Annotated in this window: 21 protein-coding genes and 1 tRNA gene; 12 read left to right on the forward strand and 10 right to left on the reverse strand. The window is 37.1% G+C overall.

Features of this window, described 5'->3' with window-relative positions; genetic code table 11:
* The 3 genes from aspA to HBN50_RS00325 all read right to left on the reverse strand — a co-directional run bounded on the left by aspA (position 1) and on the right by HBN50_RS00325 (position 4,412).
* Positions 1-1,422, reverse strand: coding sequence for an aspartate ammonia-lyase (aspA, locus tag HBN50_RS00315; protein WP_273867009.1), 1,422 nt, complete (start codon positions 1,420-1,422; stop codon positions 1-3).
* A 95-nt stretch (positions 1,423-1,517) separates the two neighbouring features.
* Positions 1,518-4,259, reverse strand: a complete 2,742-nt coding sequence (locus HBN50_RS00320) for a CHASE domain-containing protein (RefSeq protein ID WP_273867010.1) — start codon at positions 4,257-4,259, stop codon at positions 1,518-1,520.
* A gap of 76 nt (positions 4,260-4,335) precedes the next feature.
* A tRNA-Arg gene (locus HBN50_RS00325) sits at positions 4,336-4,412 on the reverse strand.
* A gap of 158 nt (positions 4,413-4,570) precedes the next feature.
* On the opposite strand from HBN50_RS00325, the gene HBN50_RS00330 reads away from it, so the two are divergent.
* The 6 genes from HBN50_RS00330 to HBN50_RS00355 all read left to right on the forward strand — a co-directional run bounded on the left by HBN50_RS00330 (position 4,571) and on the right by HBN50_RS00355 (position 10,170).
* Positions 4,571-5,890: an FAD-binding oxidoreductase gene (locus HBN50_RS00330; protein WP_273867012.1), complete on the forward strand. Its 1,320-nt coding sequence runs from the start codon at positions 4,571-4,573 to the stop codon at positions 5,888-5,890.
* A gap of 3 nt (positions 5,891-5,893) precedes the next feature.
* On the forward strand, positions 5,894-6,868 hold the full coding sequence (rsgA, locus tag HBN50_RS00335) for a ribosome small subunit-dependent GTPase A (protein WP_273867016.1): 975 nt from the start codon (positions 5,894-5,896) through the stop codon (positions 6,866-6,868).
* A gap of 84 nt (positions 6,869-6,952) precedes the next feature.
* Entirely contained in the window at positions 6,953-7,411 is a 459-nt protein-coding gene (locus HBN50_RS00340; RefSeq protein ID WP_273867017.1) for a PilZ domain-containing protein, read from the forward strand.
* Positions 7,412-7,499: 88 nt separating this feature from the next.
* On the forward strand, positions 7,500-8,843 hold the full coding sequence (locus tag HBN50_RS00345) for a hypothetical protein (RefSeq protein WP_273867019.1): 1,344 nt from the start codon (positions 7,500-7,502) through the stop codon (positions 8,841-8,843).
* Entirely contained in the window at positions 8,840-9,616 is a 777-nt protein-coding gene (locus HBN50_RS00350; RefSeq protein WP_273867020.1) for a hypothetical protein, read from the forward strand. Before HBN50_RS00345 ends, HBN50_RS00350 begins: the two co-directional genes overlap by 4 nt.
* An 11-nt stretch (positions 9,617-9,627) precedes the next feature.
* Complete coding sequence (locus HBN50_RS00355; protein WP_273867022.1) at positions 9,628-10,170, forward strand: peptidylprolyl isomerase; 543 nt, start codon at positions 9,628-9,630, stop codon at positions 10,168-10,170.
* 31 nt (positions 10,171-10,201) lie between these two features.
* On the opposite strand, the gene HBN50_RS00360 is transcribed toward HBN50_RS00355, so the two are convergent.
* The 5 genes from HBN50_RS00360 to HBN50_RS00380 form a co-directional block, all read right to left on the reverse strand.
* Positions 10,202-11,071: a hypothetical protein gene (locus tag HBN50_RS00360; protein WP_273867023.1), complete on the reverse strand. Its 870-nt coding sequence runs from the start codon at positions 11,069-11,071 to the stop codon at positions 10,202-10,204.
* Complete coding sequence (recJ, locus tag HBN50_RS00365) at positions 11,071-12,789, reverse strand: single-stranded-DNA-specific exonuclease RecJ (RefSeq protein ID WP_273867025.1); 1,719 nt, start codon at positions 12,787-12,789, stop codon at positions 11,071-11,073. Before recJ ends, HBN50_RS00360 begins: the two co-directional genes overlap by 1 nt.
* A 51-nt stretch (positions 12,790-12,840) precedes the next feature.
* A complete protein-coding gene (locus HBN50_RS00370; RefSeq protein WP_273867026.1) occupies positions 12,841-13,086 on the reverse strand; it encodes a hypothetical protein in 246 nt (81 codons plus the stop codon).
* Between the two features lie 169 nt (positions 13,087-13,255).
* Complete coding sequence (locus HBN50_RS00375) at positions 13,256-14,326, reverse strand: hypothetical protein (RefSeq protein ID WP_273867028.1); 1,071 nt, start codon at positions 14,324-14,326, stop codon at positions 13,256-13,258.
* Between the two features lie 204 nt (positions 14,327-14,530).
* On the reverse strand, positions 14,531-15,460 hold the full coding sequence (locus HBN50_RS00380) for a hypothetical protein (protein ID WP_273867029.1): 930 nt from the start codon (positions 15,458-15,460) through the stop codon (positions 14,531-14,533).
* A gap of 175 nt (positions 15,461-15,635) precedes the next feature.
* On the opposite strand from HBN50_RS00380, the gene HBN50_RS00385 reads away from it, so the two are divergent.
* Both HBN50_RS00385 and nhaC read left to right on the forward strand, forming a co-directional pair.
* On the forward strand, positions 15,636-16,880 hold the full coding sequence (locus tag HBN50_RS00385) for an amidoligase family protein (protein WP_273867031.1): 1,245 nt from the start codon (positions 15,636-15,638) through the stop codon (positions 16,878-16,880).
* Positions 16,881-16,898: 18 nt separating this feature from the next.
* Positions 16,899-18,344, forward strand: a complete 1,446-nt coding sequence (gene nhaC / locus HBN50_RS00390) for a Na+/H+ antiporter NhaC (RefSeq protein WP_273867032.1) — start codon at positions 16,899-16,901, stop codon at positions 18,342-18,344.
* On the opposite strand, the gene HBN50_RS00395 is transcribed toward nhaC, so the two are convergent.
* The gene (locus tag HBN50_RS00395; protein WP_273867033.1) at positions 18,345-18,815 is read right to left on the reverse strand and encodes a response regulator; all 471 of its coding nucleotides are present in this window, start codon (positions 18,813-18,815) and stop codon (positions 18,345-18,347) included.
* A gap of 9 nt (positions 18,816-18,824) precedes the next feature.
* A complete protein-coding gene (locus HBN50_RS00400; protein WP_273867034.1) occupies positions 18,825-19,571 on the reverse strand; it encodes a substrate-binding periplasmic protein in 747 nt (248 codons plus the stop codon).
* 228 nt (positions 19,572-19,799) lie between these two features.
* Between HBN50_RS00400 and HBN50_RS00405 the strand changes: the two genes are divergently transcribed.
* From HBN50_RS00405 to HBN50_RS00420, 4 genes are read left to right on the forward strand one after another with little or no spacing between them, the layout of a single operon-like run.
* Complete coding sequence (locus HBN50_RS00405; protein WP_273867035.1) at positions 19,800-20,270, forward strand: MarR family winged helix-turn-helix transcriptional regulator; 471 nt, start codon at positions 19,800-19,802, stop codon at positions 20,268-20,270.
* Positions 20,267-21,535, forward strand: a complete 1,269-nt coding sequence (locus HBN50_RS00410) for a TolC family protein (RefSeq protein ID WP_273867036.1) — start codon at positions 20,267-20,269, stop codon at positions 21,533-21,535. The genes HBN50_RS00405 and HBN50_RS00410 overlap by 4 nt, the downstream gene beginning before the upstream one ends.
* Entirely contained in the window at positions 21,535-22,197 is a 663-nt protein-coding gene (locus tag HBN50_RS00415) for a hypothetical protein (protein ID WP_273867038.1), read from the forward strand. Before HBN50_RS00410 ends, HBN50_RS00415 begins: the two co-directional genes overlap by 1 nt.
* Positions 22,194-25,247 (forward strand): efflux RND transporter permease subunit, encoded by a 3,054-nt coding sequence (locus HBN50_RS00420; RefSeq protein ID WP_273867039.1) that lies wholly within the window; start codon positions 22,194-22,196, stop codon positions 25,245-25,247. Before HBN50_RS00415 ends, HBN50_RS00420 begins: the two co-directional genes overlap by 4 nt.
* Positions 25,248-25,249 lie beyond the last annotated feature (2 nt).

A 25,249-nucleotide genomic window follows, 5' to 3' on the forward strand; every position in this document is an offset into this window, starting at 1 on the left:
TTAATCGTTATATCTTTTTGCCAAGTACTCTGGACTCATCATGTTTTTATGATCAAAAACCTTCTTTAGCTCTTCTTCGCTCATAAGCTTCTCTTCAAGAACGACTTCTTGTACCGATTTACCTGTTTGAGCACAGATCTTTCCAATTCGATCTCCATTGTGATGGCCAATAAATGGATTTAAAAAAGTAATGATTCCAATTGAATTCATAACATGTTTCTCACAAACTTCTTTATTGGCGGTAATTCCGTCAATACATCTCTCTTTTAAGATTTCAAAACCCTTCGCCAGAAGATTGATTGACTCAAAAAGTGAGCTAGCAAGTACTGGTTCCATAACATTTAGTTGTAATTGTCCTGCCTCTGCGGCCATTGTAATTGTTAAATCGTTTCCTATGACTTTAAAAGCAATTTGATTAACAACTTCAGGAATAACAGGGTTCACTTTTGCTGGCATGATAGAAGAGCCGGCCTGTCTTTCAGGAAGATTGATCTCATTAAGTCCTGCTCTCGGTCCAGAGGAAAGTAAACGTAGATCATTACATATTTTTGAAATCTTAACCGCAGCTCTTTTTATTGCTCCTGAGAGAAGAACATAAGCTCCAGTATCACTTGTCGCTTCAACAAGGTTTTCTGCAGGAGTAAAAGGAGCTCCTGTAATTTCTTTTAGGTGATTGATTGCTATTTTAGAGTATTCTTTTGGGGCATTAATTCCTGTACCAATGGCCGTGGCGCCAAGGTTCACTTCTAAAACGAGTTCGCGAATAAGTTTAATCGTTTTAATCTCTTCTTTCATGTTAACTGCAAAAGCTTCAAATTCCTGTCCGAGTGACATTGGAACAGCGTCTTGCAATTGAGTACGACCCATCTTGAGAATATCTGAGAATTCTTCTCCCTTCTTAGAAAAGCTTGCAACAAGAAGTTCGAGATTTGAAAGGAGACGGTCACATTGAAAATAAAGAGCTACTCTAAAGCCTGTAGGGTAGGCATCATTTGTGGACTGACATTTATTCACATGATCATTGGGAGAGATCAAATCATATTGACCCTTTTCATGTCCAGCTAATTCAAGAGCAACATTTGCGACAACTTCATTTGTATTCATATTAACTGAAGTACCTGCTCCTCCTTGAAGAACGTCTGTCTTAAACTCTTTTAAAAATTTTTGTTCATTATCAAGAATATAATCACAAGCGTGAATGATTTGATCTGCAATATTTTTTGGAATCGTTCCCAATTCTTTATTCGCTAGTGCCGCAGCTTTTTTTGTCATAACCATTGCACGAACAAAAAGAGGGAAGTCCCCAACAATCATGGGAGTGATATCAAAATTGTCTATAGCTCTTTGCGTGTGAATTCCATAGTAAGCATCTGCTGGTATTTCTTTTTCACCAAGAAGATCGTGTTCTATTCTCGTTTTCATTATAGACTCCAAATAAAGGATAAATTTGAGTTATTTTAAAGAAAAAAATGGCAATCTCCTAGCTTTTAGTCGCCTAATAACTGGAGTCATAGAATTTATACACTATTATACTTTAAGGCCCTATTGAGTGCTCTAATTAATTCAAATTTGTTGATTGGCTTGGCTAGATAGTCATCCATTCCAGCATTGTAACAATTCTCTCGATCTTCTTTCATTGCATTGGCGGTTAGGGCAATGATGTAAGGACTATTTTTCATATTTGTTTTTATTTCTCTGGTCGCTTGGAAACCATCCATGACAGGCATTTGGCAATCCATGAGAATCGCATGAAAAAATTGTTTCTGAACTTTCTCAACGGCAAGTTTTCCGTTTTCAACGATTTCACTTTCAATATTTAACTTATCAAGAAAGCGCTTACATATTTTTTGGTTAACCAGATTGTCCTCAACAATTAGGATGTGAAGACTCGATAGATCTTCTTGCTGTGGTTCAATATTCGTTAGTTCTTCTTTCATCTGCTCAATATCAGTCGATACATCTAAAGGAAGAGTGAATTCAAAAATAGAGCCAGCAACATCAAGTCTTTGACGATAGGCGATACTTCCTCCCATCAAATCGACTAGATTCTTACATATTGAGAGACCAAGGCCTGTTCCTTGAAACTTCTTAGAGACACCCGAACTGAGTTGTTCAAAAGGAGCAAACAATTTGTAGAGAAGGTTCTTATCAATACCAATTCCAGTATCTCTTACGGAAAAAGTAATATTGTAATAGTCTTCATTGATGATTTGATCGACAAAGATCTTTATTTCAATTGATCCTTGCATCGTAAATTTCAGTGCATTTGATGTTAGGTTATTGAGAATTTGCTTGATACGCGTTTTATCACCAAAGAAGAGATCTTGAGAATCTCCTTCTATTGAAACATTAAAGCGGAGCTTTTTTTGTTGTGCTAATGGTGTATAAAGCTCTTTAACTTCTTTTGAAAGTTGCTTGATAGAGAATGTTTCTTCTTTTATTTTAATTTTTCCAGCTTCTAGTTTTGAAAGATCTAAGATGTCATTAATAATAACAAGTAGATCTTTTGCTGATTGCTTTATGGTATTGAGATCATTTTTTTGCTTTGGTGTTGTTAATTGTTCTTCAAGAAGTTCTGTTACGCCTATAATCCCATTCATTGGAGTTCTGATTTCATGTGACATATTCGCAAGAAAATCAGATTTTATCTTTGTAGCTTCTTCTAATTTTGTATTCGATTTCTTTAGTTCATTTGTTCTCTTTTCTACGATCATTTGAATCTCTTGACTCTTTCCTGAGAAAGCTAAGAGAAAGGCGCCAAGTATTCCTGAGATACTTAAACCAAGGGCAAGGACGAGCCATGAAAAACGAGTGCTTTTTTGAGAGATGAAATTCAATGTTGGACGAAGCTCTATTCTCCAGTCTCGATTAAAAAATTTAACAACAACCTTGCTTGAAATAGAGTCATACTTACGGGATTTCTCTTTATTAATAGAGTAGATCAATTCGCTCTTTTTATTAGTAATATCGTAAATATCGATATTAAAACTCTCGTAGTCGATTCCAGCGAAGGCCTTTTGTAAAAAGATATTGAGATCAAAAACACCAATGATCAAGCCTACTGCCTGTTCGCTATTTTCTTTAACGTTGTAAACGGGAAGAAATTGTAAAAAGGCCGGATTTCTCTCTTTGTCATCCTGAATTAGATGTACGGTTTCTGTCACAGAAGGAGAGTGAAGAGCAATTGCATACTCTATGGCCTCGCGTCTTGTTCTCTGGGAACCGAGGTCTAGTCCAAAGGCCTGCTCGTTCCCCTGTTTTGGATAGATATAATTGACGATATAATGAAGATCTCTCGTGCCATTATCTTTTTCAATGTATTTAATTTGAAAAGGGTGATTAAATTCTTTTTCTAACTTTTTAGTGAAAGCAGGAATATCTTTTCTTTTTACTATTGGAGCATATTCTAAGGCCCTAATGCCTTGGTCATTACCAATCATATGCGAGGAAAAAGTATTAAACTCTTTTCTTGAGACCTCTTCTGAAGAGTAGAAGAGATTTCGTGCTGCTTCTAGCTTACTTGCATAGCTATCAATTTCTCTTTCTAGGCTAAAGCGAGCCGTTTGAGAAATTTTTGAAAAGTTCGCCTTGATATTGTCGAATTCTCTTTCGCTAGAAAACCAGTACATGGCAAAGCAAAGGGGAATAGAAAGTAACATCGGTATAACAATGATCTTTTGTCTTTCTTTCCAGACTTTCTGATTTGGCGAGAGAAAAGAAAAGATGATTGGAAAGAGAAGAATGACTCCAATGGTATCGCCAACCCACCAATTGAGCCAAGAGTAGATAATCAGATTTTCATTAATAACGTTGAATAGAAAGAGTGTGAGAACACCAATGGTAGAATTAATTAATGAACCAATTGGTCCAGCGAGAGTTAAAAATGAAAGGATGTCGGTGAACTTCACAAGAGGAAGCTCTCTTTTCATTAATTGCTTTGTAAAATTATATGTACAAAATGTCTGAAAGCTTGCACCTAGGCCAATGAAAAAGGGAACGATAAAGAGGCTTACTACACTTAGCTCAACTCCATTTTCAAAAGTTGCAAGAACGTTCATAAGGAACGATCCGAGAAAAATTCCTGGTAATGTGCGCAGGCCAAAGCTAAAGACATAGGCCAGGGCAATTCCTGTAGGAGGAAAAATTGCGGTAGCAAAACCGGGTGGAATGGCCAGCATTAATCCGATCTTACCTGAAATCAGATAGGCCAGTCCCAAGATAATGATATGGGCCCAAGTGGGGAGTTTATAAAGCTTCATGTAGATATATTATCGGAATTTAGTGCTTAATCTGAAGAAAAAGTGGATTAAAATGATAAAAATATAAGGGAAAAAATGGCGCACTCGGCAGGATTCGAACCTGCGACCGTCCGCTTAGAAGGCGGATGCTCTATCCAGCTGAGCTACGAGTGCTTAGATAATTTGACGAAAAGTATCAGTCTGTGAAGAAGAAAATTAATGGTCTTGGCCAAAAATGTCAAGATAAAGATGAGAATATTACGTAGATTTTCTTAATAGCGAAATGATAAGGTAACATTTTCATTAGGCTGAACTGAGATCTTGGAGTGCTCATGAGTAAGGAGCTATATTTTAAAGACTTAGATGAGATTAAATGCTTTTTATCTAAAGCTGAGAGTTTTATTTTTGCCGGTTCTAAGACCTCCACCGTTATTTCCTTTGATGGGCTTAAAGAAAACCAAAAGATCTTAAATCTCTCTCAACTGCCAAAGAAATTAGAATTCTCTGAAGGAGTTCTTGTCGTTGAGGGCCCAGTAAGTTGGCAAGAGGCAAGCGTTTATCTTGAAAGTAAGGGGCGGGAAATTATGGCGCATCCCACTGATCATTGTGCTTGCGTCTTAGCAGGACTGGCAACATCGGCAACTGGTGAGAGGACTTTTCATTATGGCCCTATTCGCGATCAGATCCTTTGGCTTGAATATATGAATAATAATGGCGAAATACATCGACTTGATTATAACAAGGATCTCTTAGAGCTCAGTTTACTAAGACCTTTCAGAGAAGAACTATCTCTTTATCAGCAGCAGTGGAAACGCTATGAGGGCCTTAAAAATGCCCCTTATCCGCGTTTTGAAAGAGAAACTGACCTTATGATCGGAACAGAGGGGCAACTTGGCCTCATTACGAAAGCAGCCTTTAAAACGGCTCCAAGGCACACTAGTCATTTTCTTTATATTCAGACCCCACGCTGGCAAGAGTCCTTTTCACAGCATAAAATTCTCTTAGACTTTGCTCACGCAAATAGAGAGTCACTTCTCTGTGCAGAGTTACTCGATGCTAACTCCCTGAGCTTTGCTCCCAAGGAGCTTCGTCCTTTTGAAAATGGTGATCTCATTTTTTTTGAAGTGGATGAGCCTCTTATAGAAACGATTTATGAGAAACTAGCTCTGATTGAAGAGATCGACACCGAATCAATTCAAGTTGTCTCGAGAAATGTATGTCACGAACTTCGCGTTTCTATCCCAAGAGCAGTCAATGAAAGAAATGCGCGCCGAGGAGTTTTAAAAAAGGGGACGGATGCTCAGGTGCACCCGGATCAATTTGAAGAACTTATCGATATCTATCGAAGACTTGATGAACAAGGTATTGATTCAATTCTCTTTGGTCATTTTGGAGACTGTCACCTTCACTTTAATTTTTTACTTAGCGCTGAACAAGAGAAGAAGTGCTATGATTTATTAACGAACTTTTACCAGCAAATCCAAAAACTTAACGGTTCTCCTTTTGCAGAACATGGAATAGGGACGATTAAGTTAGAATATATTACGGATTTCTATCCTGAGATTGTTAAAAGGGTCTTTTCTTTGTTAAAAAAGGAGTGTGATCCAAATAATATTTTCTTTCCAATGGGATTCATGGGAAATCGAGGTTAACTAGTGGCAAAAGCTCGCGTATACAAATCAGCTAAGAGAGAATTTACTTGTAGATTACTCGAAACCAAAGAACTTGTTCAGGCCAAAGCTTTAGGGAATTTACTTAAAAAAGGTGAGAGCATTGTTGTTGGGGACTATGTCGAAGTTGAGATGATTGAAGAGACAAAAGAGTATGTCATCAGTAGCCTCTATGAAAGAAGTAGTGAAATCTTTCGAATTCTCATTCGCGAAGGAAAGAAGAAAGTCACGGCTTCCAATGTTGATACAATTGTTATCTTAACCTCAGTATCAAAACCTCAATATAAAAGAGGAATTGTCGATCGCTTCCTTGTAAGGGCCTTTCAATGGCAAGTCGAGCCCATTGTCATTTTTAATAAAATGGATGAATACAATAGCAAAGAGTTCGACCTCCAATTTGAGCAAGAACGGTTAAAAGATCTCAATGTGAAGTGTTTTGAAATTAGTGCTAAACAAAGTGCCTACGAGCCTCAATACCTAGAAAAAGGCTATAGAGATTTAAAAGAGTATCTCTCTGGTAAAACTTCTGTCTTTTTAGGACAGTCTGGAGTTGGAAAGAGCCAGACAATTACGGCCCTCTCTGAAGGAGAAGTGGAGCTTAAGACCAAGAAAGTTGGAAAAGTTGGGAAGGGATCTCACACGACAACTTGGTCTGAAATTATTGATTGTCATAATTTTGAACTGATAGATTCTCCAGGGATTCGTTCTTTCTCACTTGATGATATTACAAGTGAAGACCTTCTGAGCTTATTCCCAGATCTTGAAGAGTATGCAGTTCACTGCAAGTTTAATGATTGCTCTCATGAGCCTTCTGCTAAGGGTTGCCGTTTTTGGAAACAAGACCTTGCTCCAGACTCTGAAAAGGGCTCTCTCGTTCATTCGAGACTTGATTCTTATTGCCGATTTTTAGAGGAAATCTCAGAGACGACACATTGGCAAAAAAGCGATAAGTACTCGTAATCTGTTGCATTTTTTCTTAAAGATTTTCTTTCTTTGTCCGATAAGATCCTAGAAGTAGACTAAGGTTTTATACGGGAGCTATGAATGTCTGAAAACGTATTAAATTTCCAGAAAAAAAGAGAAGAAACAATTGAGAAGAAGAGAAGATCTTTTGAGCGTCTCTTGTTCCAAAACTTCTTGGGCGCATACACAGTGATCGATGCCCATGAAACAGTATATCCAGTTGAACTTATTGATATTTCACAAGATGGATGTCTATTCCAAATCCCTTGGAACTTCAATAAAGATAAGAAATTCAACGACGACTTTGAAATTAAGATGAGAATGTATTTTACGAAACATTCGTATATTCCTGTAATCGTTAATATTCGTTATGGTAAAGAGTTTGTCGATTCAGATGGACAAACTTATATGCACTACGGATGTGAGTTTGATAAGTCTCTTCCTTCATTCGATGCAATGAGAAACTTCATCAATTTTATGTACTCATTTGCAGAGCACTCGGCCATTGATAAAGGCGATGTGAAAACATATTTTCTTTAAAAAAATAAAACATTTTTCAATAGAGGGCCCGCTAATAAGCGGGTCTTTTCTTTTAAGAATGAGTGAGTCGTGGTAGTAGTCTAAGCCTATGAAAATTGCAATTATTGGTAGTGGCCCCTTAGGACTTGAAGCGGCCATTCATTTTGAAAATCTTGGTGCAGCCGTTACTCTCTTTATGGATGAAATTCCTGGAGGGCTCATTTATAAATTGAAAGATAATTTTTCTGATGTCGTTGTTCATTCTGACTTTGAAAAGGTCTCGACTAGAAGAGGGCGTGAAATTTCTGGTGCGACACTTCAAGGTGAAGTCACTTTAGGACAGTACAGTGAAGAGTATCTAGAAAAGCTTCTCCATGATCCGACACTCAATCTTGTGATTAAAAAAGCTAAGGTTGAAAGAGTGCATAAGCGCTTTTTGAGTTTAGACGAGTCGGTTCAAGATAAATCGAGAATGCATGATCTTTTTAGAGTAATCTACTCTGTAGATCCTAAAGAAAATATTTTAGAACAAGCACAAGCAAATCCAGAGGCATTCAAGCAATTAGGAGAGGACGTTTTGAAATCTCTTGAAAAGTCTGTTGAGGCCTTTGAAGATTTTGATATTGTTATTGATGCTACTGGAGTTTTCCATTCTCCTTACCCGATGGGAGCATCAGCTAGCTTTGCACTTAATGAAAAGAATTTGAAAGAAGAGAATCCAATTTATTATGGGGCAAAAGCTCTTTTAAAATTAGATGAAATTAAAAAGAATTCAAAAAATCTTGTGCTCATTGGCTCTGGTGAAACTGCCGCTGCTTGGCTCGTTGGACTAGAGAGTTGGTTGGAAGATGATTCGCATTCACTTTCTCTTGTAACGACAGAAACAACAATCTTTGAAAAACTCTCTAAAAACGAAAGTGGAAAGGGCATTTTTAAAAAAGCTCTTGGTGTTGTTGAGAGAAATCGAGAGAAATTAAGAGAAAAGATTATTCAATTTGAAAAAGATCTTCATCACTGGAGAGATTTAGAAGCACATATTAAAGCAAAAAAAACTCAGCCTGTTGAACCTAGATCACAGATCAACTTCTTAACTGGCTATAACGTTTCAGCTTTAGATCGTCTTCTCGATAGGGAGGGGCTCTTTGTAACTCTTGAAATGAGTCCTTTTAGAGAGGATTATAATCCTGAAAAAGAAATGGTTACTCTCGCAGCAGACACGATTCTGGTAGCGACTGGTCATTTTAAAGAGCCAACGCTTTTTAAAGGACTTCTCACGAAATATGATGAGATGAGAAAGTACCCTTTATCTGAAAAGGCAGAAACTTCTGAAAGTGGTTTTTACATAATCGGTGCAACAAAGAGAGCACATAATGATCGCTATAGTTTGGAGGATGGACTTAAAGATATCGATTTGATTGAAAAAGATATTTTAAAGTTCTTTAGTCGAGCATGAAAAAAATAATATCGGCGCTCTTACTTTTCTCTCTTGTTAGCTGTACATCGACGCAAGAGAAGAGTGATGAGACAAGGGCCTTAGAAAGGCGCAATTTAGAGGAATACTTTGTCGGAACAGGGGTTGTTTCCTATTTCCTTCCAATTCTTCCTAAGTGGGCAAATAACTCTGTTGAGGGAAGTTGTAGACGTGCTAGGAGCATGCGATATTTAGACTACTCAAAAATGATGAGTAGTTTTAATTTAAATTACTCTCAGATAACTCAGTTTCAATTACATTATAATTCTCGCATCTGGTCTTCAATGTCTTTAAGTAATCTCGACTTCATTCCATTTAAAGATGCGGAAAGATTCTTCTATGAAGTTTCGGATAAAATCCATGCGGGAAGCCTACTTTTTAAGATGCCTCGTTATAAGAGAGTTCATCTTATTTGGATTGATGAGCTATTGGGTGATAGTAAAAAAATTGCTAAGTTAAAAAATAAATTGAAGGGTGGAGAACTGACAAAAGGTTATCCTGTTTTTGTTTCGCTTTGTATGGCGCGAGTGGATTTAGTTAACTTCATTAAGAGAAGGGGACTCGATATTGGCTCATATGAAATGCTAACTTATGAAATGATGAGCCCATATAGTTCTGAAGGTGAGATGGGTCTTTCTCCTTTTATAGAAGTTGATTCTTTTTTTAAAGGAAAGCAGGTTTATTTTTACGGGAAGAGCTTACCAAGCTCAATTACAGCGAAGAAAAATTTCTATTTTAGAAAGTTAAAATTATAAGAGGAGTATTTATGTTTGGTTTAGGTGGAACTAAGAAATCAGATTACAAAGAAGACCTAGAGAGAATTCAGGTAAAATTTCAAACGAATATGGGAGATTTTACAGCTGAGCTATACGCTAAAGAATGTCCAGAAACAGTTTGGAATTTCATCAATCTTGCTGAAGGTAGACAAGAGACAAAAAAGGAAGGGCCTTTTTACGATGGTCTAACTTTTCACCGTGTTATCAGTGGTTTTGTTATTCAAGGTGGATGCCCAGATGGAAATGGAATGGGTGGCCCTGGATACCGTTTTGAAGATGAATGCCTTCCTGAATTACGTCACGAGTCAGCTGGTATTCTTTCAATGGCCAACGCAGGTCCAGGAACAAATGGATCTCAATTCTTTATTACACTTGGTCCAACTCCACACCTAGATGGACGCCATACTGTATTTGGTAAAGTCATTGATGGAATGGAGACAGTAAATGAAATCGGAACAACTAAAACAGCAATGATGGACAAGCCTGTTTACGATGTTGTGATGGAAAAACTAACAGTTATCAGACCAGAATAATCATATAGAAAAAAGTAGTCTCTTATGGAGACTACTTTTTATCTTCTTCTCTTTCTACATACCAACATTTTGGACGAAGCCCATACTCATGGCCGCTATAGTCCGTACACATTCCTAAGTTGTAAAGCTTAAGGGATAGGTGATCGTCATTGGCCACATTACATAAAGTTCCAGCAAAGAGAGTATCAACTCTACATTGTGGGTTTGGGTAGTCGTTAAATAAGATAAACATCCTCACATAGGGATCTGGTGTATCGAGTTGTGGTCTTGTTGAAAGTCCTGAAAGATCGGCAAAGGTATAAGATATTTCTTCAATTGCCTTGATCTGTCTTAGGCAAAGAAAGTAATCAGCTTTATTCTTATAAACTGCCTTACATTTGTCCTTCCCAAGGGAAGGGATATCAAATCCTTCAATAATCGCTTTGTTATTTGAATGTTTTTCTAACCTTTTAAAACACTTCATTGTCGAGAAGTAGTCGGCCTGTCCTTCTGAACTTGCTTGACTAAAAGGTTTCCAAGTAGGGGCTCCTCCAATGAGGTGTCCGATCTCATGGCATAGAACAAGTTTAAATGAATCTTCTGTTGTATGTTGATATCGAGCTAGACCGCCGAAAGCTCCTATTTCGTAGCTGACAATCTTTTTATTTTGATCAGTATTCTTTTTTGAGTAGGCATTGACTCGATCATTGTCCCAGAGTCTCTTTACAATTAGTGGGTAGCCTTCATGTTTTAAGATATGAGGTCCATAGATTGCTTCGATTTGATCAATAATCTTATTAAAAGTTCCTTCATCTAAGGCCTGAGATTTCTCAGTCGAAGGAATTCTCAAGTCGTTTTTTGGGATAAGAGAGGCCATTGAGTTAAAAGATAAAATGAAGGCTAGAGTTAAAAGTGCTTTCATTAAAAATCTCCTGCCACAACTTTATCAACCATTAATTGAATGTATTGATTACCGTTAAAGTAATTGAATCCAAGAGTGAAGTAGACAGTAAGCTCCTCTCCTTGCTCTTGAAGGCGAAAGAGTTCCTCTGGAGTTTGAAGACCCCACTTTCCAATATAGTTAAAACTGATACCTTTCAGTCTCATTTTTTTATCGAGAGATTGAAAATTCCATCGTACGTGAACATCTTTAAGAAGATCATAGGTATCTAGTCTGAAACCTTTCATTTTGAAAATAGGTTTTGAATTTCCCATCCCGAATGGTTCAAGCTTATCAAGTTCTCTAATAAGTTGAGGAGTAACTTCATGTGGCTTGATTTCTACATCATAATAATCTTGCTGAGTTCTCTCGATAGCTGGAATATCTCTAAGAAGAGCAACCATTCTTTCTTTGAAAGTATCGAGGTTTTCTTTTGGCATAGAGAGTCCGGCAGCGGCCTTGTGACCACCAAACTTAATAAACAATTCACTATTTTCATTAAGACAGTCAAAGAGATTAAGGTCTCCTGCACTTCTTGCTGAGGCCTTGATAATCCCTTCATTTTCGCTGTCTGAGAAAACTATTGCTGGAACTTTAAAAGTCTCAACGAGTTTAGAGGCAACAATTCCTATTACTCCCTCATGAAAGTGAGGAGCGTAGACAATACTAATGAGGTGCTCTCCATCTCTCATTGAATCAAGAACCTGATCTTTGGCCTCTTGGAAGACTTCATTTTGAATGATCTTTCTTTCTCTATTACAAATGTCGAGTTGATTATAAAGTTCAAAGGCTTCTTTGTGATTATCAGAAATAAGAAGTTTTAGTGCTGCTTCAGGGTGATCAAGACGGCCCTTTGAATTAATGAGTGGACCGATATTAAATGACAGTTTCTCGCTTGGAACAAGGGGGCGCTTTCTTTCTTCTGGAGTGAAGAATGCTTTAATTCCTTCGTAGTTTGTATTTTTAATTTGAAGCAGTCCATGGCGAACAATCTTCAAATTGGCTGAGTTTAATTTTGCTAAGTCACAAATGGTACCAATGGCAGCAAATTGAAGGAGTGGGTAGAGAGAAGGAACTTTATTTCCTCTTTTTATTAGGTCCTCTCTTACTTTTACACAAACGGCAAAAGCAACTGTAACACCGGCAAGAGCTCTAAGGGGAGAGTCCTTAGGTTCATCTCTTCTATTTGGGTTAACGACCGAGTATGCTTTAGGCATTTCATCTCTGGCGTCCTTATGGTGATCAGTAATGATGAGATCTAAACCTTTCTCTTTTGCATAATCGGCCGCTTCATTATTGGTAATTCCGCAGTCGACAGTAATGAGGAGATTAATTCCCTTTTCAATGGCACTATCAATTGAAGGTGGGTGAATACCATAACCTTCAATGAAACGACTTGGTTGAATGAGCTGGCACTCAGTACCAAGCATTTTGAAGAAATGGTAGAAAAGAGCGCAAGAGGTTGTACCGTCTACGTCGTAGTCTCCATATATTCCGATCGTTTCATTATTATCAAGGGCCTCAATAATTCGCTTAGAAGTAACTTCCATATCCTGCATATCAGTGAGGTTGGGAAGTGCTTTAAGATCCCATGAAAGAAATTCTTCAATCTCTTTTGGTCCCATTGACCTTTTTTGAAAAAGTCTTTGAATTACTGGTGAAAATTGTTGTGAAGTTGTCGTATTTGTATCTAGGCTCATGCGGCCTAGACTAGCATGATTGAAGGGGCTTGGTAAGCGAAACTAAGTCGCTTACCAGATAACTGAAATCCCTTTAACTAGGTCTTCTTCGTGCATCTCGTCAATATGGCAAAAGAGGTTTCTAAACTCTTCGCTATTCTTTGCATGAACTTTGGAAAAATAGTTACTTGGGAGAAAAGACTTGTTGCAGCAATTGCACTTTTCAATTTCTCTCGTTGATTCCATCATATGTCCACATGAGTGGCATTTTTTAATTAAAACTCTTGTTGCTGTTCTGAGGTTAACTTCTTGTTTCATAATTAAGTCCTTTTTGACAAACTGCCTCCATTGCATAGTACTCCCTCAATCCCTTGAAAGAATCCCTAGATAAAAATCTTGTCGATAGTTTGAAAAAAAAAATTAGGAAAAAAGGAAAAATTTGCCGGAAAAAGTAATGGCCGACTGGGGAATTCGGCCATTAAGTATTTTACCAAATTACTTTGGAATTTGCTGGAAATCTAGAAAAGTTGAAACCTTGAGGAGGCTGTTCTGAAGCTGTATTCATTGGGTTTTGAGCTCCGTTATACATCATCATACTCGTTGAATGTACTGAGTAGGGAAGTTCTCCCATATAGGAATCAGTTGCATATCCTGAAGGTCTTTGAATGAAACTATTAGGATTTGCATACATATCAACCATGCGAGATGAATTATTACTTTGCATGTTGTTTAGCATTTGAAGTTGCATACTAAACATCATCATTTGCATCATATTACTGTTATCATTTTGCATCCCCCAATCAACTTTAGGGATGACTGTCATATTTGAGTAAGGTCCTTGAATTGGTTGCTGAATTTGCTGTTGAGGTTGAGCCTGCATTTGCATACCAAGAAGTAACTTTGCAATGGCCATCGCTTGGGCCGACGGTTCTCTCTTTTTCTCGGTCTCTACTTTTACTTTATCATCTGATTTTTTCTCTTGTTTCTTTTCTTCAAGCTTACTCATTCTAAGAGCGATCTCTTTATTCTTAGAAATTAGTTTTTCTACTTCTGCTTCAAGGTCTGATTGCTTATCTTTATAACACTTAACTTGTGTGTCTTTATTAGCTAATTCTTCTTTTAGGGACTCGAGTTCTATTTCGAGTTCTGATTTTTTTTGTGCAATTTCTTCTGCAGCTTCTTTCTCTTCTTTAGAGACTTCGTGTCCTAGTTCTTTTTTTCCTTCGAGATCGTCGACAATATGTTGGGCACTAGCGACAACATTTTCTACTTCGTTGGATTCTTTAGGTGAGATAATTTCTTGAGGACCACTCTCATCTTGAGCCTCTTTTTGTTTCGAAAACTTTTCGTGATACTCGCTTACTTTAGAAGCAAGAGCTTCTTTAAGTTCTTGCGCTTTTTCAGACTTTGAAAACTTGTAAAGTTGAACGCCGGTCAAAATTAAACTTGCAGGTTGTCGATCTTGGCAATCTGACATTTTTGCAGAGACATTAGCGCTAAAAAAAGTTGTTGAAAGAATGGCCATTGATAAAAGACCAAGTGTTGTTTTTGTTTTCATAATTAAACTCCCCAGTTTGTGTATAATTTAAGTTGCAAAGGGAGTGCCAAAAGCTTGATCGACATATCAATTATTTAGAATTTTAAATTGATTGGAATTTGTATGAATTACAGTGGCCGTTTAAAAAGTAAACAATTTAATAAAGGCCTAGAGCTTTCACTCTAGGCTTTACTTGGGGGAGGTATGAAAATGTAAAATAGTTAACTACTTTACTGAAAATACTTCTACTTCTGCTTTAAAGCGAGGGTTTCTCGGAATTATATTTGTTGTCTGCTGTCCATTTGGTGGTGTCTGCTCAACTTGGATATTATTTCCATTATGTCTAAAATCGAAGCCTTGAGGATATTGTTCCTGGCTTGGAGATCGATTTGTATTAAGAGATTGGTTATTAAGACCCATAAAACTTTGAAACATCATTGCTTGATACATCAGGGTTCCCATTATACTTTGACCCCTAAAGAGAGTTTGGTTTGATTGAACGACATTCTGCTTTGTAAAAAGGTGACCATTCGTTCTTGGCATCATGTAGCTTAATAAGCTCATAAGTCCTGTTTTACTTTCAAGAATTTCATCTATCTTTAAAGCAAGATCATTAAGAGATTGATTCAGGTCTTTTTGACAATTTGTCACGACGTTTGAACCTTGTTGCTCTTTTACTTCTTGCCTTGATTTCTTATCTTCTTTTTGTTGATCAGCGACCTTAGAGTCGACCTCTTTGAGGTCTTTATCAATATCGAGAGCTTCAATTTGCTTGAGGATATCATTCTTAGCGAGAACAATTTCTTTTCTATCCACTTCACGAATTGGAGTATCATTAAGCATTGCTCTTTCTATATTTTCTTTAATGAGTTGTAGCTTTTGTTTAATATCTTTAAGTCCTATTTGTTTAACTTCTTCAGACTCATCGGACTGGTTAATCGAATCTTGGTATTTCTTAATTTCAGCAATATCTGCGCTGACTCGAGAAAAATACTTTTTAGTGTCTTCTAGATTTTCAAATTTCAAAACATCAATATGAATGGCCGTCGATGCAGGAGCTCTCACTTGAGAGTACATGTCGTTTATTTGGACATCGTTTGGCGATAGGGTAAACATTAAGGCCATAAAGCCCATTGCTAGAAATGGTTTTTTCATAAGTCCTCCAAGAATTGATGAACTTATTACAATATTTGTGCCAATGATTTAGACAATTAAGATATTGAAATTCTATTATCGTTTGAATTCTAAACGTTTTTGCGCGAACACTTGTCTATTAAATTGACAAAATTTTTAAGTGTAGAGAACCATGAGAATAACCGATAAAAACATTATGAAACTATCTCTCGCTGTTGTTCTATTTCTCATTATTAGCTGTCAAAGTACGACTACGGTACAAAGAAGTCCATCTTCCTTCACTTCAAAGTTTGAATCGTGTACGCAGATTTTAAAAGACTTCTTCATTAGCAACCGAGAGTTAACTGAAGATCAAAAAGATCTTTTGTATCAATTTGATCAAGCAGTTGAATTTGAGGAACTTGAGGCAATCCACTCTCAAATGAAGCAATGGCCAAAAAAAGACATTCGTCTATTTCTTGGAAGTAGTCAATTAGCAAAAAAACTCAACATGACTGATCATGAAGCTGACTTCTATGTTTATAGAATCAAAGATGGAGGACTATCAGACTTCGATAGAGATTTTCTTGGGTTTCCAAGGAAAACTAAGCTTACTGCTTTAAATGAGTATCGTAAGACGGGAATTGAAATAGAGGGAATGATTGAAAACCCTAGTGTTAATACTTATAAAGTTGTCGCTGATCTCATTAAGGAGTTTTATTCTAAGAGGGGGAAGCACGCTGTTGTTTATGATCATGGTACGCAATCATCTGTTCCAATAGAAGATATTCGTCCTTATGATGAGCAGGAGCTCTATCCAAAAACTCTTTATAGTAAAGAGAATGAAAAGTTCTATACAATTGAACTTCGATTTGGTGGTAAGTTAGAAGTTAAATTTGATGAATCTCTCGCGAGAACACCTACAAATCATTTGGGAATTGAGATTACAAGTCCTATTTTAGATAAGCCACTAGATAGAGAAGAGTTCGAAGATCTAGTTCAATTTGTTCTTTCTAAGACATTGAAAGAATATCCAGAAGAAGGTGGAATTCACATTCATCTCGATGCTCCCGATATTACTTTAGAGGACTATGTCAGTTTTTTAAAAGACTACCAATTGGCAGAAAAAAGAATCATGAGCTACTTTGAACCGAGTAAAACTCGTTTAGTTCAGCCATATTTAATAACAAAGCAAATTGAAACTCTTGAGTCATTAGGGCAGCCAAAGTTAAATGCTTCACGTTTTTCTAAGAAGATAGAGATGATAAGAGGGCCAGTTGCCTATAGTGGGCGTCATGGTACTGTTGAGTTTCGACTCTTCAACTCAACGCTAGTTGTTGATAAGATGAGAACTATGGTAGACTTCTCACAAAGATTTTTAGATCTATCATTAAAGCGCGATGCAGCCTTTTTAAGATGGTTGAGCTCTGATGAGCCTCTTGAAAACTTTTTTAAACTCTAACATCACTGGATATTATTAATGCGAAGACCTTCGATGACGGTATCATTCTTACCGGTCCTTTTTCTATTAGGGCTACTTGTTATAAATATTATTCTCTTTGGAGATGAAGCCACTGGAGGCGCGAATCAATTAGCTCTTCTGATCGCTTCAGCCTTTACAATTGTCATTGGCCATTTTTATTTAAAAATTGATTATAAAGAAATAGAGAAGAAAGTTTTAGACTCGGTAGGAGTCTCCCTTCAAGCTCTTTTAATTCTACTTGTTGTTGGAACGTTAATAAGTATTTGGATTCTGTCTGGGATCGTACCAACGATGATTTATTATGGACTAAAGCTCATTCACCCATCCGTTTTCCTTGCTGTCAGTTGTCTCGTTTGCGCTCTTGTTTCATTAGCAACAGGTAGTAGCTGGTCGACAACAGGTACCATTGGTGTTGCTCTTATGGCCATTGGTGAAGCAATGGGAATCTCTGAGGGAATGATTGCTGGAGCTATTATCTCTGGAGCTTACTTTGGTGATAAAATGTCTCCACTTTCTGATACGACGAATTTGGCGCCAGCCATGGCCGGAACAGATCTCTTCACTCACATTAGACATATGATGTATACTTCAGGTCCGGCCATTGTTATCAGTTTGATTCTTTTTTCAATCATTGGATTTTTTCAAAATGCCTCAAATACTGAAAGTGCTCAAATTGCTTCAGTTCTTACTGGCCTAGAGGCTAACTTTACAATCACACCTTTGCTATTTGTCGTTCCTGCTGTCGTTGTTTTTCTCGTTTATAAGAAGACATCGGCTCTTCCTGCACTATTTGTTGGAATATTTGGAGCAGTAATCTTAACTTTTATTTTTCAAATTCAAGTTATCCACAAATTTGGTGGAACAAATGTACACGACATTGTGAAGTATGTTTTAGAGGTTGCTATTAGTGGTTTTGAAATGAACTCTGGTGGAGAAATTTTGAATAAGCTTCTTTCTAGAGGTGGAATGTACAGTATGCTTAAAACCGTCTGGCTTATCTTCTGTGCCATGATCTTTGGTGGAGCTCTCGATGCGACGGGAATGTTGGAGACGATTTCAACGAAGATCCTTCAGTCTGTACGATCTGTCGGAGGTCTTGTGGGTTCAACTCTTGCGAGTTGTCTCTTTTTCAATATGACAGCATGTGATCAATATTTGGCGATTGTTGTTCCTGGTAAAATGTTTAAGAAATCATATGACAAGTTCAATCTACACCCTAAGAACCTTTCACGTGCTTTAGAGGATGCTGGAACAGTGACATCTGTTCTCGTTCCTTGGAATACGGGTGGAGCCTATAATAGTGGGGTACTTGGAGTGTCGACACTAACGTATCTACCGTTTTGCTTTTTCAACATCTTAAGTCCGATCATCTCTGCTTTTCTTGGTGCAATGGGATGGACGATAGTGAAGAAGATAGAAGCTAAAGAGAATTACGAATATTGATTACTTTTTTCCTCTTTGAGCATCAATTTTTTCGGCCGTTTCATTGGCCTCTGTAAATTGTTCCTCAGAGAGGAACTCTCGACTAATCTTTTCAGTTGGAGAGTAAGTTTCAATTTTATCAAAGAGTAGTCTAAAAATTTTGTCATCATAAAGAAGGTATTCATTTACACCTAGTTTATAGGCTTCAAGAACATCTTCCTGATGGGATTTATGGCTTACCATAATGATTTGCAATTGAGACTTTGGAATCATGTCTCGAATTAAACTGGCAATTTCTATTCCGGCCATTTCGTGAGGATTACCAATGATAACAACAGATTTATAATCAACGTTCTCAATAAGGCTTAGGGCATGAAAGCCACTATTAGCTAAATCAACAGCATATCCATGAATACGAAAGCGTGAAGCGAGCATATCGCGCCTTTGAACTTTTGGATCTACAATAAGGATGCTTTTTTCTGTTTTAACCACGGAACTTGCCTAATGAATCGAATACTTCTCATTTAGGTCTCTGATTATACCTTCGTTCTTGAGTTTTTGAAGCTCAGAATTGAATATTTCTTGTAATTTCTTTGAATGAAAAATAATTGATCTAGGACTCTGTCCAAAGAAAGGATGGAAATCAAAATGGTCAGATACTTTTTTATCTTTTAAATGAAGCTTCGCAAAATAGTTAAAAATACCTTGATCACTTATTGCTACGTCGATGCGACCTCTTAAAAGCATCATAACTTGAGTTTCTTGGTTTGTTGTTTCATTGTAATACTTTAGTTGAGAAGATAGCTTTTTAAAGTCTTTACCAAGTAAAACCCGAGCATTTTGAAAGCCTAAAACCCTTTTACCTAAGAGAGAGTTGAGGTCTTTAAGCTTTTTTCCTTTCATTGTTATGACAATATTTTTAAATGTTACTAATGTCTCCGAAGGATAGACTTTTGTTGGTGTCGCTTTGCGAATAAAGTCATTATCAATATTGACGATAGCATCAAGGTTTTTCTGGGCGAATTTCTCGATAATGCGTTTATTAGGAGCAAAGAAGAAGTCGACTTTGTATTTATGGCGTTCAAAAATTTCCCTAATAATCTCTATTTCATAGCCTGAGCGGCGATCTTTCATTATGTAAGGAGGGGATGCTGCACTGAGGCCAATGAGGATACGTTCACCCTGATCCTGAGCTAGAGCAAAATTTATCTTGAATAGAATAAAAACAATCGTTATTAAGCTTTTCATGTTCTCCATCACCTAGGAGTCCTATTTTAACTGAATTATACCCATTCTCGAAGAGAGAAATAAAGTACCTGAAATCATATGAAATCTTCATAAATAATGACAATAAATTTTGCTGTAAAATGAAGGTCACCCAAAAATTGAGTTGTTTTGATTTAGTTAAGATGTTAACAATGTAGTTAATGTGTTAACAAGTTAGTTAATAAGTTAACTAACTGCTTAGGGGGAAACGTGAGTGTTGTAAGATTTAACGATACTGATCTCGATATTATGGTTCAGATCTTTCGATCCGTTAGGTTACTGGATAGCATGATGGAAAAAGGAATTTCTGAATTTAATATACCACTAGCTCAATTTAATGTGATGGGCTTCATTTACTATTCAGAACATCCAATGACAGTAACAGAAATTGCTGAAAAGAGCTTAGTTTCAAAGGCCAATGTCACAGGTCTAGTAAAAAGACTTGAAAGTGCAAAACTTGTTAAGAAGACTCATGATGAGAATGATGCAAGGATTAGATACATCCATTTAACGGCAAAGGGGATGAAGCTTATTGAAAAGGTTCTTCCACGCTATTTTGATATCACAAAAGATGCCATGTCTATTTTCTCTGATAGAGACAAGAAGAAATTCTTAGGCTTTTTAGATCATATTGAAGGTTTTCTAAGAGTTAAATATGAAAGTGAAAGGAGAGGGAAATGAGAAGTATCCTTTTAGGTCTATCCTTAATAATAGGAGGGCAAGTATTAGCTCAAGATCTTGTCTTAGATGAAAAGGCCGTTATTGACTTAGCATTGAAAAGAAATGAGGCAATAGGAATCTCTAAGGCCGAGTTAGAAATAGCTAAAAAGAAGGTAGACTCTGCCTATTCGAATCTCTTTCCGACAATGAGTGCAAGTGCAATTTTACAAAAGAGTAAAATTTCTGGAAATATCTCAGGCTCATCTGATAATTGGGTTGATACAGGTTCACTACAGGTAACACAACCTCTTTATACATTTGGTAAAATCTCTACGGCCATTGATATCGCCAAGGTTTCAAAAGGTTTATCAAGAGATAAACAACTTGCTACAAAGGCCGAGATTGAAAATGTTTCTAAGAAACTCTTTTACTCTGTTCTCTATGCAAAAGAACTCGTTAAAATTACAAATGATTCTTATCAAAATGCGTTAAAAAATAAGCAAACACTAGAAAGACGTGTTTCTTACGGTCGAATTAGTCGCAACGATAATTTGAAAATGCAAGCAGACTTAGCAAGTCGTATGCCTCGATTAGTTGATGCAAAGAAGAACTTTGAATTAAATAAATTTGAACTTAAAAACTTCTTAGCACTTGAAAGTGACTTTAAAGTAAGTGGAGATCTTTCGAATAATCAATTGGAGAAAAAAGAATCACCTAAATCTGATTCAATTGATGAGATTGCCGATGTGAAAATTTTGAAAAAATCTCTGGAAATTAGTGATCTCTCTGTTGAACTTTCAAAAGCACAACGATTACCTGATCTTGGTGCCTTTGCTAGCTTTTCTCCAACACACCTAAGAAATGATGCCTTTGGAAGTGAAGTTGCTAACAAGGAAGAATCAGCGGTTGGTCTATCGTTAACGTTTGATTGGCCATTTGGTGGCAGTAAGAATGATGCTGTTGAAATTAAGAAAATTGAAAAGAGAGTAGCTGCGCTCAGGTTACAAGAAGGTAAGCGATCAATTAAAACTCAAATCGATAAGATTAATGTTCAACTTGAAAGTTTAAAAATGAAACTTGATTCTGAAAAACGTGCCGTAAAGCTAGCTGAGTCTTCATATAAAGTCGCTCTTGGCGCTTTTGCTACTGGAGCAGTCTCGCAGTTACAGCTTAATGACTCTGAATTATTACTTACGCAAAACAAGTTAAGTCTCGCAGGAACTCTATTTGAATATATGAGTGTTCTCTCTGATCTCGAGCGCCTTCTTGTGAAAGGAGAAAGATAATGAAGCAACTTATCTTTGTCATCGCACTCTGCCTGATTTATGCAGGTAGTATTGTGGTAAAAAACCAAACTTATGAGAGTAAAAAGGGAAGGGAAGTTCCAACTCTTTTCAAGTATTGGTCTGAAAATGGGACTCCAGTAGAAACAACTCAAGCAACCAAGAGGGATCTTGTGAACTACGTTATTGTAACAGGAGCTTCGGAAGGAGGTAATTTAGTCAAGGCCTTTGTTGCCCCTGACTTTGCTAGACAAATAAAGAATGGAGCGAGAACTCTCGTTATACAGGGAAAAGAACGTATTCCAGGAGTTGTTACTTATATGACTAAAGAGGCTTCTCTTCTTTCTGGATTACACGAGTTGCACGTTCGATTTGGAGATCATCAATTTCAAAAAGAATCAGTACGCTTTGGTGTTCAAACCGGTCTTGTTAAAGATGCTATCGTTGTTAAAAGAGAAGCGATCTCTACAAGAGGTGGTGTTGCTCACACATTTGTTGTACGTGGTGAAGTTGTGAGGAAGCAAGAAGTAAAAATTGTTGGAAGTAATGGCTTTTTCTATGCCATCGGTGAAGGACTTAATGACAGTGATAGTGTTGTTCTTAGTGATAAGAGATATCTAAAAGACAACCAGAAAGTTCTCGTTGTTGACGGGGGTGTGAAATGATTGAAATGTTTGTAAAAAGACCTGCGACAACGATTATATTTATCGCAATTTTTATGGTTATGGGGCTCGTCTCAGTAGGGAACCTGATTATTGAGCCAACGCCAAAGGTAGAGTTTCCAATTATTACTGTTCAAACGGTATATGGGGGAGCTTCTCCTGAGGAAATTGAAACGCAAGTTTTAAAAAGAATTGAGGACGCCGTTTCTGAAATTTCTCAAATTAAGAAAATCTCTTCGGAGGCCCGTGATAGTTACGGGGTCGTTGTTATTGAGTTTTTAATTGAAGCAGATGTCAATATCAAGTCGATTGAAGTCAAAGATAAGGTTGAGGCCATTTTAAATGACTTCCCTGATGGTGCCGATAGACCAATTGTTGCCAAATTTGACCCTCTTATTCAACCTATTGCTACTCTTGTTATTTCAAGTGACAAGCATGATGCAACTAAACTCTATGAATATGCGGACAAGAAACTAAAGACTAGATTATCAGCAATTAATGGTGTCGCCTCAGTTGATGTCTTTGGTGGAAGAATCCGTCAAATAAATGTTGAATTAGACAATAACTTACTTATTCAGAACTATCTCTCCATTCAAGATGTCATCGATTCAATTTCTAGAAAAAACTTAAACGTTCCAGGTGGATCGATTGATAGAAGAGATTCGAAAATTAGTGTTCGCTTTGTCGGTGAATTCGCCTCTGTTGATGAAATTAAAAACCTTGAGATCGTTTCTAAAGAGGGGAAGAAATTTAACTTGGAAGATATTGCTCAGGTTACAGATTCGTTTCGCGATGTAGATTCAATTGCAAGATTCAATGGTAAAGAAGTTGTTGGTCTTGATGTTAAGAAACTCTCTGATGGAGATGCTGTAAAGATCGTAAATAACCTTAAGGGACAACTTGATAAAGTTAGAGAAGAACTTCCAGAGGGAATGAAGCTTGAACTTGCAGTTGATACAACAAAAATTACGCTTGATGATACCATTGGAACGATCAATAGTATCCTTCTTGGGATTGTCCTAACGGTTGCCATTCTTTTGATCTTCCTTGGTGATTGGAGAGGGGCCATCATTGCGGCGGTTGTTATTCCAACTTCTGTTATCTCAACTCTCTTTATTATGGATATGTCGAGCTTCTCAATTAACGTCATGTCACTTCTCGCTTTTGGGACGTGTCTTGGAACACTGATTGCTAACGCTTTGATTATTATTGAAAACGTCTATAAACATTTAAAGCTTGGAAAAGACTCTCAACAGGCCGCTGTTGATGGAACAAAAGAAGTTCTTTTGGCAATCTTTGCTTCTTCAGGGACAAACCTCGTTGTCTTTACACCTCTTGCCTTTATGGGAGGGATTGTCGGACAATTTATGGTTCAATTTGGTATGACTGTTGTCTATGCAACAATCTTTTCTATCTTGGCCTCTGTTACTTTAACTCCTATGCTTTGTTCTTTATTACTTAAAGATCCAGCGAAGTTAAAAGGACCATTTCCTGCTCTTTCTAGAGTTACAGATCGTGTAATTGATTGGCTTTTAAAGCAATATAGAGTCTTTTTTGATTTCATGATGAAAAGACCAATTATCTCAATCATCGTTTGTGTTGGATTTTTTCTAACGATCGTCTTTCCCGCAAAACATCTCGGATCAGAGTTTGTTCCTAAATCAGATAGAGATAACTTCTTTGTCTCTGTTGTAATGCCAGATGGAACTCCAGTAGAGCGCAGTGGTGAAGTGATCGAAGAGATTGAAAAAATTGTTAACACTTATTCTGAAGTAGATAGTACTCTTGCCAATATTGGATATGACGGAGAGGAAAAAGCACGTCTCACAGTAAACCTTATTCCAGCAGATCAAAGAAAGAGAAGTTATAAGGATCTTATTGATGATGTTCTTCCAAAATTAACAAAAATTCCCGAAGCCGAAATCATTCTCTCTGGTGGAGAGAGATCAGCAAGTAATCAAGGTGATGTCACTATTGATGTTCGTGGGGATGATTTTAAATCAATGAGTGAAGCCGCAGAGAAAATGAAGCAGATTATGGCCGAAACGGGATACTTTGGTGCCATTGAAAGTTCATTTCGAGTACCAAAAATGGAAATCCGCTTTAGTCCAGATCCAAAGAAAGTGATCGGACAGCGCTTAACAAACGTTCAAGTTGGTAGTGTTATTCGTGCGCTTGTCAATGGAAATGATAATGCTGTCTATAAAGAAGGTGGAGAAGAATATGATATCAATGTTACTCTCGCTCCTGACTTTAAGGGAAATATTGAAGACTTCGATAGATTCCTAATTCACGGTAAAGATGGACTAATTCCAATATCATCTCTTGGTAAAATTGATTTTACTGAAGCAACTTCACCACTTAAGCGTCGTGATAAAAGCCGTATCATTCAATTAAACGGTTACCTTGTTAAGTCAACTTCTGGTGCTGTTATGGGAGAGCTAACTAAAAAGTTTGAAGAAGCAAAATTTCCAGACACTGTTAGCTATGCTTATACTGGAACAGCTGAAAACCAAGAAGAGTCATCGCGTGAACTTGGAAAAGCATTTATGCTAGCTGTTGTTCTAACGTATATGCTTCTTGTTGCAATTCTAAACTCATTTGTTTTCCCTCTTTCGATCGGTTCATCAATTGTAACTTCTTTTCTAGGATCATTTTTATTGATGTTCTATACAGAGCAATCAATGAATATTGGTTCCATGATGGCCATGGTTATGGTCGTTGGTCTAGCAGTTAACAATGCCATTCTTCTCATTGAATTTGCACAGCAAAAGCTCAGTGAAGGTCTTGATATCAAAGAGGCTCTGTGGCTTGGTGCTAAGGAAAAGCTCAAACCAATCCTCATGACTTCAATTGCCATTATTGCAGGAACACTTCCTCAGCTTTTCTCTCTGGATAAGATGAAATCAGCAATGGGTGCCGTTGTCATTGGTGGTATGATCGGATCAATTGTCTTTACTTATTTTCTTGTACCTGTCGTTCACTACGTTGTGTATAAGATAAAAGAATGGTTTAGTGGATTAAAATCAAAAACAGTAGAAACGCAATCTTAAAT

It is taken from the genome of Halobacteriovorax sp. GB3 (genome assembly GCF_028649655.1).
GTDB lineage: Bacteria > Bdellovibrionota > Bacteriovoracia > Bacteriovoracales > Bacteriovoracaceae > BSW11-IV.

Excerpts from the sequence above, each read along its gene's own strand:
- aspA (WP_273867009.1), bottom strand. The coding sequence starts at position 1,422 with ATGAAAACGAGAATAGAACACGATCTTCTTGGTGAAAAAGAAATACCA.
- HBN50_RS00345 (WP_273867019.1), top strand. The coding sequence starts at position 7,500 with ATGAAAATTGCAATTATTGGTAGTGGCCCCTTAGGACTTGAAGCGGCC.
- HBN50_RS00355 (WP_273867022.1), top strand. The coding sequence starts at position 9,628 with ATGTTTGGTTTAGGTGGAACTAAGAAATCAGATTACAAAGAAGACCTA.
- HBN50_RS00375 (WP_273867028.1), bottom strand. The coding sequence starts at position 14,326 with ATGAAAACAAAAACAACACTTGGTCTTTTATCAATGGCCATTCTTTCA.
- HBN50_RS00400 (WP_273867034.1), bottom strand. The coding sequence starts at position 19,571 with ATGAAAAGCTTAATAACGATTGTTTTTATTCTATTCAAGATAAATTTT.
- HBN50_RS00330 (WP_273867012.1), top strand. The coding sequence starts at position 4,571 with ATGAGTAAGGAGCTATATTTTAAAGACTTAGATGAGATTAAATGCTTT.
- HBN50_RS00415 (WP_273867038.1), top strand. The coding sequence starts at position 21,535 with ATGAAGCAACTTATCTTTGTCATCGCACTCTGCCTGATTTATGCAGGT.
- HBN50_RS00320 (WP_273867010.1), bottom strand. The coding sequence starts at position 4,259 with ATGAAGCTTTATAAACTCCCCACTTGGGCCCATATCATTATCTTGGGA.
- HBN50_RS00385 (WP_273867031.1), top strand. The coding sequence starts at position 15,636 with ATGAAACTATCTCTCGCTGTTGTTCTATTTCTCATTATTAGCTGTCAA.
- HBN50_RS00420 (WP_273867039.1), top strand. The coding sequence starts at position 22,194 with ATGATTGAAATGTTTGTAAAAAGACCTGCGACAACGATTATATTTATC.
- HBN50_RS00380 (WP_273867029.1), bottom strand. The coding sequence starts at position 15,460 with ATGAAAAAACCATTTCTAGCAATGGGCTTTATGGCCTTAATGTTTACC.
- HBN50_RS00370 (WP_273867026.1), bottom strand. The coding sequence starts at position 13,086 with ATGAAACAAGAAGTTAACCTCAGAACAGCAACAAGAGTTTTAATTAAA.
- nhaC (WP_273867032.1), top strand. The coding sequence starts at position 16,899 with ATGCGAAGACCTTCGATGACGGTATCATTCTTACCGGTCCTTTTTCTA.
- recJ (WP_273867025.1), bottom strand. The coding sequence starts at position 12,789 with ATGAGCCTAGATACAAATACGACAACTTCACAACAATTTTCACCAGTA.
- HBN50_RS00350 (WP_273867020.1), top strand. The coding sequence starts at position 8,840 with ATGAAAAAAATAATATCGGCGCTCTTACTTTTCTCTCTTGTTAGCTGT.
- HBN50_RS00360 (WP_273867023.1), bottom strand. The coding sequence starts at position 11,071 with ATGAAAGCACTTTTAACTCTAGCCTTCATTTTATCTTTTAACTCAATG.
- HBN50_RS00410 (WP_273867036.1), top strand. The coding sequence starts at position 20,267 with ATGAGAAGTATCCTTTTAGGTCTATCCTTAATAATAGGAGGGCAAGTA.
- HBN50_RS00340 (WP_273867017.1), top strand. The coding sequence starts at position 6,953 with ATGTCTGAAAACGTATTAAATTTCCAGAAAAAAAGAGAAGAAACAATT.